This window comes from Agrobacterium tumefaciens (assembly GCF_013318015.2).
Taxonomy (GTDB): domain Bacteria; phylum Pseudomonadota; class Alphaproteobacteria; order Rhizobiales; family Rhizobiaceae; genus Agrobacterium; species Agrobacterium tumefaciens.
The window spans coordinates 777,143-790,326 of sequence record NZ_CP115841.1 but is presented as its reverse complement, the minus strand read 5'-3'; the positions used below and the strand labels follow the sequence as shown (position 1 = coordinate 790,326).

The following is a 13,184-nucleotide window of genomic DNA, read 5'->3' as shown; positions in this document are numbered from 1 at the left end:
TCCTCTAAAATAAACCGAACGTTTACCATAATCACCTCTAATGCCCGCAACGGCCCCGCATTTTGGAGCCCTCCGGTCATTCAGGAGCGATTATGCTATTTTCGAGGTTTTCCCTGCCGCTTTCGGCCGTTTTACTGGTGGGCACGAGCCTGCCGCTCGCCGCCGAGCAAAGCGGCATCACCGCTTCGCTCGATGCCGGTGTTCTAAACATCAAGGCCACCGAGACCTTTTACAACGGAAGCCACAAAAACAGTCAACTCGACTGGAAAACAACAAATGCCATGGCGTTACGCGGATCGCTCGGACTTGAGCTGTCACCCGAGTGGCGCATAAAAACGGAAGGTCGAATCGGCTTTGCTGGCGATGGCTACATGACCGACTACGATTGGCTGCCTCCCTATTACAGGGATACATCGAAAACTGGATGGAGCGACCGCTCACAGCACGGCGACACTCGCCTCGACCACTACCTGACCGGAAGCATCGAAATCAACAGAACACTGCTGGAAGACCCGTTGCAGCACCTCAGTGCCGGTATCGGCTTTCGCTATACCGACGTGCAGTGGTCCGCCTATGGCGGTGACTACATCTACAGTTGGAGAGGATTTCGCAATAATGTCGGTGAGTTCAACAATAGCGAAAAAGCCATCACCTACCGGCAGCAAATCCCCGTATTTTACGGCAATGTGACCGGTGGGCGCAAATTCGGGAACTGGTCGCTGAATGCCGGCCTCGAAGGCGGCGCAATGATCTATGCGAAAGCCACGGACGATCACTGGATGCGTTCAATCCGCTTCACCGACAAATTCCATGTTGGCGGCATGTTCGGAGCGAAAGCGGGCATCGCCTATGCCCTGACTGAGAATGCCTCCCTCTACCTGGATGGCGCATACGAATATACGAGCTTCGGTCGCGGTGACAAAACCCTCACACCGACTGGCGGAACTACCGGCCTGTTTTATAAAGATACGGCGGGCGGCGATATGCAGTCGCTTTTCGTTGGGGCCGGCGTAAAGGGCAGATTCTGAGTTGAAGGCTTCCGGTTGAGGCGGGAGAAGATGTTATTATCGCACGCAGAACGAAGCTGTGGCATGCCTCGTAAAAGCGAGCGATCCTCAATCTCGTCGACACCTCATCTCTGCGATGCGGACAGAACGGTCGCAACGAAAAAAGACAACTCCGGATGAGGTCAAGGCGTGGAAAGAAGAAGGCCGCAAGTAATGGCCTTTGTCGTGGACGCCTCGGTAGTCGCGGCTTGGTTCCCGTCTGACGAGGACGGCACAATCGCCGATCACGTCTCTATCATCCGCCTGGCACAAAACATGCGCTTCCCGCCTATGATGCTGCCTACCTCTCGCTTGCGATTTCGCACAATGTGCCTTTAGCAACACATGACAGGAAGCTTGCGGCTGCGGCAAAGCTGGAAAACGTTGCGCTCGCTTAAGGTTTGCGTAGAGCCGCGCGGTTCAACATCGCCCACTGCAACAAAATAATCGTCTTGGAATCGGTGATTTCGCCGGACGCGATCATCGCGAAGGCTTCGTCGAGGCCGTAGGTCAGAACCTCCAGATCCTCGCCTTCGGTTTCCAGACCACCGCCGCTGCCAGCCTGCACGTCGAGATCGATGCGGGCGACGAAGAGGCTGACTTTTTCGGTGAGCGTTCCCGGGCTGGCATACATGTCGAACAGGTATTCGACCTTTTCCACCGCGTAGCCAGATTCTTCCATCGCCTCGCGGCGAATGGCGTCGGCCGCATTGTCGTCATCGAGGAGCCCCGCTGGCACTTCGATCATGAAGCTTGGATCGCCGTTCACGAAGACGGCAGGGCGGAACTGGCGCACCATCACCACGCTGTCGCGTTTGGCATCGTATAGAAGGATGGCGGCGGCGCTGCCGTGATCGTGGACTTCCCTGATGATGCGGATTGTCTTGCCATCCGGCATGCGCTGATCGAAAATGAGCTTCTGCATATGCACGAAGCCCTTCCACACCGTTTCCTTTTCCACCAGCCGGACCCTACCGGAATCAGTGTCGGCCGGAACGTTTTTCGCTTGCGTCTGTGTCACCGGATATCCCTTGCCTGTCGCGGAAGTGTTCAGCTTGGCCCTGTTGCGGTGCAATATCAAGCCTTTCAGGCTTCGTCGTCGCGGTGGAGCCACACCTTGTTGTCGTGGAAAGCCGCGCCGCCATAGGGGGCGACGGCATCGGCGCCCGTCAGAACATTGATACCCTCGCCGTCCAGATGCGCCTTGTTGGGCCACAACCCTTCGGCAACCAGAACGCCGGGCCTCGCACCCTCCACGATTTTCGCATGGAGGCGCACTTCGCCGCGGCCATTGCCGATACGCACGATGTCGCCATCGGCTATACCGTTGCGGGTGGCGTCCTCGGAACAGATCATCACTTCCGGACGGCCTTCCTTCTGCACGGAGGTTTTCGTTTCCGCGAAGGTGGAGTTGAGGAAGTTGCGCGCTGGCGATGTCGCCAGTCGGAAAGGATGCTCTCCGTCGGCGGTTTCGATGACATCTACCTGATCCGGGAATTTCGGAAATTGCGCAACGGGCCCCATCACGCCGATGTTTTTCGGCGGTTTGTTTGGAGACGGCCCTGTCGCCCATTCGGGGCTGAAACGGAATTTTCCGTCACCATAACCAAAACCCTCGAGATAATGCGCCACCTCGAAAGAGGGCTGCGCATCGATCCATTTTTCTTCCGCCAACGTATCGAAATCGCCCCAGCCGCTGACTTTCAGCATATGATCGACATGGTCGCGAGCTGAAAGACCGAAGCCCGGCATATGGTCGATACCAAGACGTTTCGCCAGTTCTTCGATGACGAAGAGATTGGTGCGCACGGTTTCCGGCGGCTCCACCAGCTTGGGGCCAAGCAGAATGTGGTTCTGGCCACCGGCGCGGTAGATATCGTCATGTTCAAGGAACATGGTGGCCGGCAGCACGATATCGGCCAACTCGGCCGTCTCCGTCATGAATTGCTCATGCACGGCAACAAAAAGATCGTCGCGCAGGAAACCCTGTTTCACCAGCCGCTGCTCGGGTGCGACATTGACGGGGTTGGTGTTCTGGATGAGCAGCGCCGTCACCGGGCCACCATGTCGCAGCGCTTCCGCATCCCCCGTCAGCACGCGGCCGATCTGCGACTGGTCGAGCTGGCGCACGTTGGGGTCGGCATAGGCTGTGCCCATCAGTTCCGCCTTGTTGAGCCGGAAGATATCGCCGTTATTGTGGAAGGCGCCGCCGCCTTCATATTGCCAGGAGCCAAGAACGGTGGCGATCGAAAGGGCGGCATGCATGGCGACCGCGCCGTTGCGCTGGCGGGCGAAACCATAACCGAGCCGGAAGAACGTCTTTTTCGTCGTGCCCACGAGCCTTGCGAAATCCTCGATTTCCTCCACGGAAAGACCGGTGATTTCGGACGCCCATTGCGGCGTCTTCGATTTCAGATGCTCTTCAAGTCCCGCCGGATCGTCAGCGAAGCGCGCCATGTAATCGCGGTCGGCATAACCATCGCGGAAGGCAATGTGCATGATGGCGCAGGCGAGCGCCGCATCGGTGCCGGGACGCAGGACGATGCGCATATCGGCCTGTTTCATGGTCGGATTGTCATAGATATCGACGACGACGATCTTCGCGCCACGTTCCTTGCGGGCTTTTACCGCATGGGTCATGACGTTGACCTGCGTGGCGACAGCATTCGTGCCCCAGATGACAACGACATCGGCCTTGCCGATTTCGCGCGGATCTGGCCCGCGAAGCGCGCCTGTACCCATCACATAACCCGTCCAGGCCATGTTGGTGCAGATCGATCCGAAAAAGCCGGAATATTTCTTGGCGTGACGCAGGCGCTCGATGGAATCGCGCTGAACCTGTCCCATGGTTCCGGCATAGAAATAAGGCCAGATGGCTTCGGCGCCGTGCTTTGCCTCGGCTTTGACGAAGGCGTCAGCAACCTCGTCCAGTGCCGCTTCCCAGGATATCTCCTGCCAGTCGCCGGCACCCTTCGCGCCCTTGCGGCGCTTCGGGGTCAAAAGACGGCCGGGATGATAGATACGCTCTGAGTAACGCGCCACCTTGGCGCAGATGACGCCGGCAGTGTATGTATTGGCATTGGCGCCGCGCACGCGGCCGATGCTGCCATCGGCATTGATGTCCACTTCCAGCGCGCAGGCGCTCGGACAGTCGTGCGGACAGACCGTGTGGCCGATGCGCGTGGCACTTTCGGCTTTCGGGGTGGCGTTTTTAGCGGAAATCGGGGTCGCAAGGTTCATGTCTTTTCTATATTGCATCAGCGACGCGGCAAAAAGGCCGAAGTGACGTCCATCAAGAATATTCATCATCCCCATCGGGAAGCGAGACACATCCCATGAACTATCGCCACATCTACCACGCCGGCAATTTCGCGGATGTCCTCAAACACGCCGTTCTCGCCCGTCTCGTCCGTTACCTGCAGAACAAGGACAAGGCGTTTCGGGTGCTGGATACTCATGCCGGCATCGGCCTCTACGACCTGTCGTCGGAAGAGGCGCAGAAGACAGGCGAATGGCAGACCGGCATCGGCAAGCTGATGGACGCCGATCTGCCGGCCCCTGTCGCCGAATTGCTGGAATCCTATCTTTCCACCGTGAGAGAGCTTAACCCCGAAGGCGGCATGCAGTTCTACCCCGGCTCGCCGAAGCTCGCGCGCATGCTGTTCCGCCCGCAGGACAGGCTTTCGGCCATGGAACTGCACCCGGACGACGCACGCGCGCTGGCGCGTCTGTTCGAGGGGGATTATCAAGTTCGGGTGACGGAGCTCGATGGCTGGCTGTCGCTTGGCGCGCATCTGCCGCCGAAGGAAAAACGCGGCCTCATCCTCGTCGATCCGCCTTTCGAGCTTGAAAATGAATATCAGCGGCTGGCGGATGGGTTGAACAAGGCATATCGGCGTTTCTCCACCGGCACCTATTGCCTGTGGTATCCGCTCAAAAAAGGAGCACCGATCAAGGATTTCCACGAGCGGCTGCAATCCTTCGACATTCCGAAGATGCTGTGCGCGGAACTTTCCGTGAAAAGCGACCGGCTGGAAGGCTTGAGCGGCTCAGGCCTCATCGTCGTCAACCCGCCCTACACGCTGAAGGACGAGCTGCACACGCTGCTGCCATTCCTGAAGACGGTGATGGCGCAGGACAGATACGCCTCGCACCGCGCCTTCTGGCTACGCGGCGAGGAAAAGCCGGAAGAGGATTGAGGGCTTACCTCACCCCTTCCGCGCCTGTGCAAGCTGCGATCGCTCAAAGAACAGGATCACGAACAGCGCCATGATGAACGGGATGATGAGGTAGAACAGCCGGAACACCAGCAGCGCCGCAATCACGTCAGCCGGGTTCATATCAGGCAGGCCGGTGACGAACACCAGCTCCAGCACGCCAAGCCCGCCCGGCGCGTGCGAGATGAGCGCCGCGGAAAAGGAAATCAGGAAAATCCCGAGAATGATCATGAAACCGGGATTTCCGGCTTCCGGCAGCGCGAAATAGATGATGCCTGCGGCTCCGATCAGTTCGATCGGACCGATGACAAGCTGTTGCGCCACCAGTTTCGGCACGGGATATGGCAGAAAAAACGAACCGATTTTCAGCGGCCGCAGCTTCAAAAGACTGCCGAGCACATAAAGTGCGACGATGGCGAGCAGCAGGACGCCGGTTGTCGTTGATGCTTCCACGGGCAGGATGCCGGTAAAGCGCTCGGTAATGTCCGGTTCGTAGACCAGCACCAGACCGATGAGCATGATCGTTCCGATGATGAAGGTGAAAGAACAAAGGCCGACGAGAATGCCGACTTCGGCAGCGCTCAACCCTTTGGACGTATAGGCCCGATATCGGACGACGGCACCGGAAAACACGGATGCCCCGACATTGTGGGAAAGCGCGTAGGTGGTGAAGGAGGTGAGCGTGATGAAGAACCAGTTTACCTTCCGGCCGAGATGCTGGAGAGCGATGCGGTCGTAACCTGCAAGGGCGGCATAGGCGACAAGCGTCGACAGGCCGGAGCACACCCAGTCCCGCGCGCGAATGGCCGTGAGGCTTTCCCATAGATCATCGAGTGAAAGACCGCGCAGCTCGTGATAGAGCAGCCAGGCCGAAAAACCGATCGTTGCCAGACCAATGACGGGCCAGATGTATTTCTTCAATGTCATGCGGTCATGCCCGCCTATTTCCCCCAGCTTCACCCCAACCCGATTTCCGCACTCCGCAGAAGATTCGTTCGACTCTATTCGTTATGCGGCGAAGCTTTCAACCTTTTTGCCCGTTTGCCTCGTTCACAAATTTATGTAAGACCGCTTTGTCGTCTGCGGGCGATACGAGGTCGTCCATTTTCCGGAGAACGTGCACGAAATGAAGCGTTATGCCGGTTTCATCGCCCTCGGTCTTCTGTCGCTTGCGGCCCTTTGGTTTTCGCGGGAAAATCCGGCCCCGACCGGTTCTGCAACCAACCGGCAGACCCAATCCCAAACGCAGCCCGCCGGCAATTCCAGGCCCGAAATATCCCAGCCGGAAATTGCCCGACGAGACACGGGCAAAAGCCCTGTGCCCGCCGGAACAGGCTTCGATTTTTATGTGCTTTCGCTCTCCTGGTCGCCGGCGTTCTGCGCCAGCTCCGAAGGTTCCGGCAATCGCCAGCAATGCGGCAGCGACAGGCGGTACGGTTTTGTCGTACACGGGCTCTGGCCGCAAAACGAAACCGGATACCCCGAATTCTGCACGAGCAGCGAGCCGGACCGTGTGCCCGACGCAATCGGCCGCATGATGTTCGACATCATGCCCTCCATGGGCCTGATCGGCCACCAGTGGCGCAAGCACGGCGCCTGCTCCGGCCTTTCGCAGAAGGATTATTTTTCGGCAACACGAACCGCCTTCGAGGCGGTCAAGCTGCCGGAGACGATTGCCTCGGGCGCTAAAGGCGCCACCCTTTCCGCCGACGCCATCGAAACCGCCTTCACCGACGCCAACCCCGGCATGTCGAAACGCGGCGTCTCGATCAGCTGTGACGGAAAACGCCTTGAGGAAGTCCGTATCTGCCTCAACAAGGACATGACATTCCGCGATTGCCCTGAGCTTGACCGCAAGGGCTGCCGCGTCAGCGCTACCGAAATCGTCCCCATTCGCTAATACCCACACATCAACATATGTCAGGACCCGACTATGGAACTGCTTTATTCCGTCACTTCCCCCTACTCCGCCAAGGTGCGCATGGCCGCCCGCCATCTCGGCATCGACATTACCAACGTCGCCGTCGACACCAATGCCGAGCCCGCGACGCTGGTTGACAACAATCCGCTCGGCAAAATTCCGGTCCTGCTTCTGGACGATGGCGGCTCGGTCTATGACAGCGTCGCGATCATGCACTATCTAGACCGCCTTTCGGGCGGCAAGCTCTACCCGAAAAAGAACGGCAAGCGCACCGAAGCGGAAATTCTGGAAGCGCTCTGCGACGGCATCATGGATTGCCTGCTGGCCATCGTTTACGAGCGCCGTTCCCGCCCGGAGGACAGAGTTCACCAGCCATGGATCGACAAGCAGTGGAAAAAGGCGGTGAAGGGTCTGGATCATCTCAACGCCAACCTGCCGAAAACCGGCAAGAAGCTGCATGGCGGACATTTCGCCCTTGCGGCGTTGATCGGTTATCTCGATCTGCGTTTTGCAGGTGAATGGGCCGAAGGGCACGAGGCGCTGGCGCAATGGCCGGAAACATTCGGCAAGCGTTTCCAAGCCTATAAGGACATGAGGGCTGCCGCCTGACGCCAATGTGAGCGCCATGCCTGGCCTGATCGCCGGGCATGGATGCTGTAACTGATGGCAAAAACAAAAAAGCCGGGGCGTAAACCCCGGCTTTTCTTTACCGATCCTTGAAGGATCAGAACTTGACGCCGATACCGGCCTTGACGGAGTGGTCGTCGAAGCCGCGCGAGAACGCGCCGGAGTCCAGGCTGTAGTCCTTCTTCTGGTAGTCGCTGTAGCGATATTCCAGACGGGCAGTGATGTTGTCCGTAACCATGGCTTCAACGCCGGCACCAACGGTGTAGCCGAGGGCGGTTGCGCTGTCCTTGGAGGTCGCGTCACGTACCTTGTTGTCGGAGGCTGCGAGACCAGCCGTACCGTACAGCAGGAACGGGTTCATGTCGTAACCGACGCGAGCACGCAGCGAGCCGTTGACGCCCTGCTTGCCTTCGACGGCGTTGCCACCAACCGTACCAGCGGAACCGCGCTCGCGGCCGAGGTTAACGTCTGCTTCGGCACCGTAAACGATCTGGCCGTTCTGCATGTTGTAACCGCCGTAGATGCCGCCGCCGGCGCCCTTGGCGTCACGGCCGTCGTTGCTGGAGCTGAAACGGCCCCAATCGTAGTTGGCGGTACCACCGAGGTAAGCGCCGGTCCAGTTCTTGACCGGAGCGGGCTGGTCGTAGGCTACCGGTGCCTGCGGCACGTCGTTTACGGCGTCAGCGGCATGAGCAGCCGAGAAACCGGCGGCTGCAATGGTCGAAGCCATAATGGTTGCTACGAAAATACGCATGTTATTCTCCTTTCAGGACCGCGCCGTACTCAAAACATTGTTTTTAGACGCGGTAAATTCGTCGGGTTAATCGCCCCTCTGAAAATTGAATTTGATGGGAGAATGCGGAGATCAAAGAGCCAAAATGTGAATTGTTTGGGGCAGACACGTGACTAGAATTAGACGTTGCCTAATTGCCACAAGGGTTTTATTAACCCTACCGGAAACTTAATTTCCAATATATCGAATTTAAACTTAGTTATATTCAAATTAAATTTAAATTACATTACCAATAAAAATCCACACAATTCTTTTACGGCCCACGGACAGCTTGCGATTTGCGATTATATCCAGCAAATAGGGCGTGTATGAGCAAATGCAGGTCCGCTGTGAAAGAAAATATACCGAAGACAGTCTTGATAACGGGTGCCGCCCGGCGGCTCGGGCGGGCGATCGCCACGGATTTGGCCTCGCATGGCTTTGCGATTGCCGTCCACGCCAATGCCTCTATGGGGCAAGCCGAGGAATTCGCTAACGAAATAAGGCAAAAAGGCGGCAAGGCCGTTGCCGTTCAGGCGGATCTGACACAATCATCGCCAACAATGGCGCTTGTCGAACAGGCATCTTCGGCGCTCGGCCCGATAGGCGTCGTCGTCAACAATGCATCCATTTTTCTGGACGATTCGGCAGAAACGCCCGATCCGGCAATCTTCGACGCGCATTTTTCCGTGCATGTGCGGGCGCCTTCCCTCATCGCGGCCGCATTCGTTCAGCAATTGCCTCAGGATAAATCCGGACTGATCGTCAACATCATCGATCAGCGCGTACTTGCGCTAACGCCGCGTTTTTACTCCTATACGCTTTCGAAATCGGCCCTTTGGACAGCCACACGGACGATGGCGCAGAGTTTTGCGCCGCGGGTGCGCGTCAACGCCATCGGGCCGGGTCCCTCCTTCAAAAGCGAAAGACAGGCGCCGGAGGACTTTCAGGCGCAGATCGACGGCCTTATATTAAAGCGCGGTCCGGAACCCGACGAGTTCGGGCGGACGATTCGCTTTCTTTTTGATACGCCGTCGATCACCGGACAAATGATCGCGCTCGATGGCGGCCAGCATCTTGGCTGGGAAACCCCTGATGTGGCGGAGATACCTGAATGAACGGAAAGAAGCTGCCTGACGGCGGTATTCTCTTCGATGAAACCGATGACGAAGACGACGATGCAAACCTTGCCGCGACAGACGCGGCCGAGGCACCGCGCGACGTTGCCGGCATGGACTGGAATGCCGGCTGGAAAAACGAATCCGGCCTGAAGGGCATGGATCTGATCGGCGAATTCGTCAAACACCTGCCGAACTCGCCGGGTGTCTACCGCATGTTCAACGAGGCGAACGACGTTCTTTACGTCGGCAAGGCGCGCTCGCTGAAGAAGCGCGTCGGCAACTATGCCCAGGGTCGCGTGCATTCCAACCGCATTGCGCAGATGGTGCGGCTGACCGCCCATATGGAATTCGTCACCACCCGCACGGAAACCGAGGCGCTTCTACTGGAAGCTAACCTCATCAAACGCTTGCGGCCGCGCTTTAACGTGCTTTTGCGCGACGACAAGTCATTTCCGTATATCCTGATCACAGCCGACAATCGTGCACCGGCGATTTTCAAGCACCGGGGTGCGCGGGCGCGCAAGGGCGACTACTTCGGACCCTTCGCCTCTGCCGGAGCCGTTGGACGCACGATCAATTCACTGCAACGCGCGTTCTTGATCCGCACCTGCACCGACAGCGTTTTCGAAACCCGCACGCGTCCCTGTCTTCTTTACCAGATCAAACGCTGTTCCGGCCCCTGCACACATGAGGTGAGCGATGAGGGGTATGCGGAACTCGTCAAGGAAGCCAAGGATTTCCTGTCCGGCAAGAGCCAGAGCGTCAAGACCGCGATTGCCCGGCAGATGAACGAGGCGGCCGAGGATCTCGACTTCGAGCGCGCCGCCGTCTATCGCGACCGGCTGGCGGCGCTCTCGCACGTCCAGAGCCATCAGGGCATCAATCCGGCCGGCATCGAGGAGGCGGATGTTTTCGCCATCCATCACGAGGGCGGCATATCCTGCATCCAGGTGTTCTTTTTCCGCACCGGCCAGAACTGGGGCAACCGCGCTTATTTCCCGAAGGCCGACCCGTCCCTGCCCGGCTCGGAAATCCTCAATGCGTTCCTGGCACAATTTTACGACGACAAACCGGTCCCGAAGCAGATCCTGCTTTCCGAAACCGTAGAGGAACAGGAATTGCTGGCCGCTGCTCTTGGCGAAAAAGCCGGACACAAGGTCACGATCAGCGTGCCGCAGCGCGGCGAGAAGAAGGACATCACCGACCATGTTCTTGCCAATGCCCGCGAGGCGCATGGCCGCAAGCTGGCGGAAACCTCGTCTCAGGCGCGGTTGTTGAAGGGGTTCGCGGAAACCTTCAACCTTCCTTACGTGCCGCGCCGGATCGAGATTTACGACAACTCGCACATCATGGGCACCAATGCCGTGGGCGGCATGGTGGTGGCGGGGCCGGAAGGCTTCGTGAAAAACCAGTATCGCAAGTTCAACATCAAATCGACTGACATCACTCCCGGTGACGACTTCGGCATGATGCGTGAGGTCATGACCCGCCGCTTCTCGCGCCTGTTGAAGGAAGAGGGCAAGCCCGACCGCGCGCAGACGCTGACGCCCACACCCGAGGAAGCCGCGGACATGCCCTTCCCCGCCTGGCCGGACGTTATCCTGATCGATGGTGGTCAGGGACAGATGACGGCGGTGCGTGCCATCCTCGATGAGCTCGACATTCGCGACAGCGTGATTGCCATCGGTGTCGCCAAGGGTGTGGACCGCGAGGCGGGCCGCGAGCGCTTCTTTGCGGATGGCCGCAGCGATTTTTCCCTGCCGCCGCGCGATCCCGTGCTTTACTTCATCCAGCGCATGCGCGACGAGGCCCACCGTTTTGCCATCGGCTCACACCGGGCGCGACGCAAGAAGGAAATGGTGCGCAATCCGCTGGATGAAATTTCGGGGATCGGCCCAGGACGCAAGCGCTCGCTGCTGCAGCATTTCGGTACGGCCAAGGCGGTTTCACGCGCAGGCCTCAACGATCTGATGAATGTCACCGGCATTTCAGAAGCCGTAGCGCGGCAAATCTACAATCACTTCCATGAGAGCAGTGGCGATTGAAGGCGCACTGTCGCAACGAACTGCTAAAAAAACATAATAACGTGTTGACCCTATGCGTCAGGGGCGGCATCAAGGCAGCTTATCCAGACTGACAGGTTTCCCATGGCTTCGCGCGCATACAGCATTCCCAACCTTCTCACCTATGCCCGCATTCTGGCGGTTCCCGTCATCGTTTTGTGTTTTTACATCGAAGGAAAGCTGGAAAGCTCGGATTTTGCGCGCTGGACGGCACTTTGGCTGTTCATCGTCGCCTCGCTGACCGATTTTCTGGATGGTTATTTGGCGCGTATCTGGAACCAGACCTCCAATATCGGCCGCATGCTGGACCCGATCGCCGACAAGCTGCTGGTCGCCTCAGTGCTGCTCTTGATGGCAGCGGACGGCACCATTGCCGGCTGGTCGCTCTGGGCCGCCATCACCATTCTCTGCCGCGAAATTCTGGTCTCGGGCTTGCGTGAATATCTGGCGGCGCTGAAGGTCAGCGTTCCCGTCACCCGCATCGCGAAGTGGAAGACCACCATCCAGATGGTGGCCATCGCCTTTCTTCTCGCAGGTCCCGCGGGCGACAAGGTTCTGCCCTACACGACCGAGATGGGAATTACGCTTCTCTGGCTAGCAGCAGCGCTGACCATGTACACCGGCTACGACTACTTCAAGGCGGGTCTCAAGCACATCGTGGACGAAGAATGATGGCGCGGATCGTTTATTTCGCCTGGGTTCGCGAAAAGATCGGCACGGCGGAGGAGGAGCTGGATATCCCCTCCTCCGTTACCACGGCCGGTGAGCTGATCGCCTATCTCTCAACCCTTGGTGAAAACTACGAAGCCGCTTTCGAATTTCCAGATGTGATCCGCGTTGCGGTCAATCAGGAACATGTTGAACATGACGAGAGCATTGCCGGTGCGCGCGAGATCGGCATCTTCCCGCCAATGACGGGGGGATAACCGGATGCAGCCGACGGTCCGCGTGCAGGCACAGGATTTCGACGCTGCGGAAGAAACCCGCAGGCTGACGGAAGGCGACAAGAGCATTGGCGCGGTGGTGGCCTTCACCGGGCTTTGTCGCGATGATGGCGGCACGCTCGCGGCGCTGGAACTCGAGCATTATCCCGGCATGGCCGAAGCGGAAATGACCCGTATCGCGCAACTCGCCATCGAACGCTTCGACCTCCTCGGCCTCACCGCCATTCATCGCCATGGCAAGATCGCCACCGGCGAGAATATCGTCCTCGTCATTGCCGCTTCCCGGCACCGGCAGGCCGCCTTCGACGGCGCAAATTTCGTGATGGACTACCTCAAGACGTCCGCCCCGTTCTGGAAAAAGGAACATGGCAAGGATGGCACGAAGGGCGACTGGGTTGCCGCAAAGACGACCGACGACACGGCCAAGGACAAATGGCGGTAACGCTTTGTGTTTTCCCGCACTTCCGGACGAA

The 13,184-nt window shown here is 58.4% G+C and carries 13 protein-coding genes; 9 read left to right on the top strand and 4 right to left on the bottom strand.

Annotated features, from left to right (window positions below):
* Positions 1–92 precede the first annotated feature (92 nt).
* On the top strand, positions 93–1,028 hold the full coding sequence (locus tag G6L97_RS03955; RefSeq protein WP_111783168.1) for an omptin family outer membrane protease: 936 nt from the start codon (positions 93–95) through the stop codon (positions 1,026–1,028).
* Positions 1,029–1,440: 412 nt separating this feature from the next.
* Here G6L97_RS03955 and G6L97_RS03950 read toward each other — a convergent pair whose 3' ends face one another.
* Positions 1,441–2,067, bottom strand: a complete 627-nt coding sequence (locus G6L97_RS03950; RefSeq protein ID WP_025593009.1) for an NUDIX domain-containing protein — start codon at positions 2,065–2,067, stop codon at positions 1,441–1,443.
* A 65-nt stretch (positions 2,068–2,132) separates the two neighbouring features.
* Positions 2,133–4,352: a molybdopterin-containing oxidoreductase family protein gene (locus tag G6L97_RS03945; RefSeq protein ID WP_162686630.1), complete on the bottom strand. Its 2,220-nt coding sequence runs from the start codon at positions 4,350–4,352 to the stop codon at positions 2,133–2,135.
* Positions 4,353–4,381: 29 nt separating this feature from the next.
* Here G6L97_RS03945 and G6L97_RS03940 point away from each other — a divergent pair, with 29 nt between their 5' ends.
* Positions 4,382–5,245 carry a 23S rRNA (adenine(2030)-N(6))-methyltransferase RlmJ gene (locus tag G6L97_RS03940; protein WP_174002730.1) on the top strand — a complete coding sequence of 288 codons (864 nt, stop codon included), beginning with the start codon at positions 4,382–4,384 and terminating at the stop codon, positions 5,243–5,245.
* A 9-nt stretch (positions 5,246–5,254) separates the two neighbouring features.
* Here G6L97_RS03940 and G6L97_RS03935 read toward each other — a convergent pair whose 3' ends face one another.
* Entirely contained in the window at positions 5,255–6,190 is a 936-nt protein-coding gene (locus G6L97_RS03935) for a lysylphosphatidylglycerol synthase domain-containing protein (protein WP_019565412.1), read from the bottom strand.
* A 199-nt stretch (positions 6,191–6,389) separates the two neighbouring features.
* Between G6L97_RS03935 and G6L97_RS03930 the strand changes: the two genes are divergently transcribed.
* Together G6L97_RS03930 and G6L97_RS03925 are read left to right on the top strand one after the other, a co-directional pair.
* Positions 6,390–7,163, top strand: a complete 774-nt coding sequence (locus G6L97_RS03930) for a ribonuclease T2 family protein (RefSeq protein WP_112650383.1) — start codon at positions 6,390–6,392, stop codon at positions 7,161–7,163.
* A gap of 33 nt (positions 7,164–7,196) precedes the next feature.
* Positions 7,197–7,793: a glutathione S-transferase gene (locus G6L97_RS03925; protein WP_111783170.1), complete on the top strand. Its 597-nt coding sequence runs from the start codon at positions 7,197–7,199 to the stop codon at positions 7,791–7,793.
* A 115-nt stretch (positions 7,794–7,908) separates the two neighbouring features.
* On the opposite strand, the gene G6L97_RS03920 is transcribed toward G6L97_RS03925, so the two are convergent.
* The gene (locus tag G6L97_RS03920) at positions 7,909–8,565 is read right to left on the bottom strand and encodes an outer membrane protein (protein ID WP_003512439.1); all 657 of its coding nucleotides are present in this window, start codon (positions 8,563–8,565) and stop codon (positions 7,909–7,911) included.
* A 347-nt stretch (positions 8,566–8,912) separates the two neighbouring features.
* Between G6L97_RS03920 and G6L97_RS03915 the strand changes: the two genes are divergently transcribed.
* The 5 genes from G6L97_RS03915 (at position 8,913) to G6L97_RS03895 (ending at position 13,153) form a co-directional block, all read left to right on the top strand.
* Positions 8,913–9,701, top strand: a complete 789-nt coding sequence (locus G6L97_RS03915; protein WP_003512437.1) for an SDR family oxidoreductase — start codon at positions 8,913–8,915, stop codon at positions 9,699–9,701.
* Positions 9,698–11,749, top strand: a complete 2,052-nt coding sequence (uvrC, locus tag G6L97_RS03910; RefSeq protein ID WP_013635857.1) for an excinuclease ABC subunit UvrC — start codon at positions 9,698–9,700, stop codon at positions 11,747–11,749. Before G6L97_RS03915 ends, uvrC begins: the two co-directional genes overlap by 4 nt.
* Before the next feature lie 102 nt (positions 11,750–11,851).
* A complete protein-coding gene (gene pgsA, locus G6L97_RS03905; protein WP_003512433.1) occupies positions 11,852–12,439 on the top strand; it encodes a CDP-diacylglycerol--glycerol-3-phosphate 3-phosphatidyltransferase in 588 nt (195 codons plus the stop codon).
* The gene (moaD, locus tag G6L97_RS03900; protein ID WP_019565410.1) at positions 12,439–12,693 is read left to right on the top strand and encodes a molybdopterin converting factor subunit 1; all 255 of its coding nucleotides are present in this window, start codon (positions 12,439–12,441) and stop codon (positions 12,691–12,693) included. Before pgsA ends, moaD begins: the two co-directional genes overlap by 1 nt.
* A gap of 4 nt (positions 12,694–12,697) precedes the next feature.
* On the top strand, positions 12,698–13,153 hold the full coding sequence (locus G6L97_RS03895; protein ID WP_013635855.1) for a molybdenum cofactor biosynthesis protein MoaE: 456 nt from the start codon (positions 12,698–12,700) through the stop codon (positions 13,151–13,153).
* Positions 13,154–13,184 lie beyond the last annotated feature (31 nt).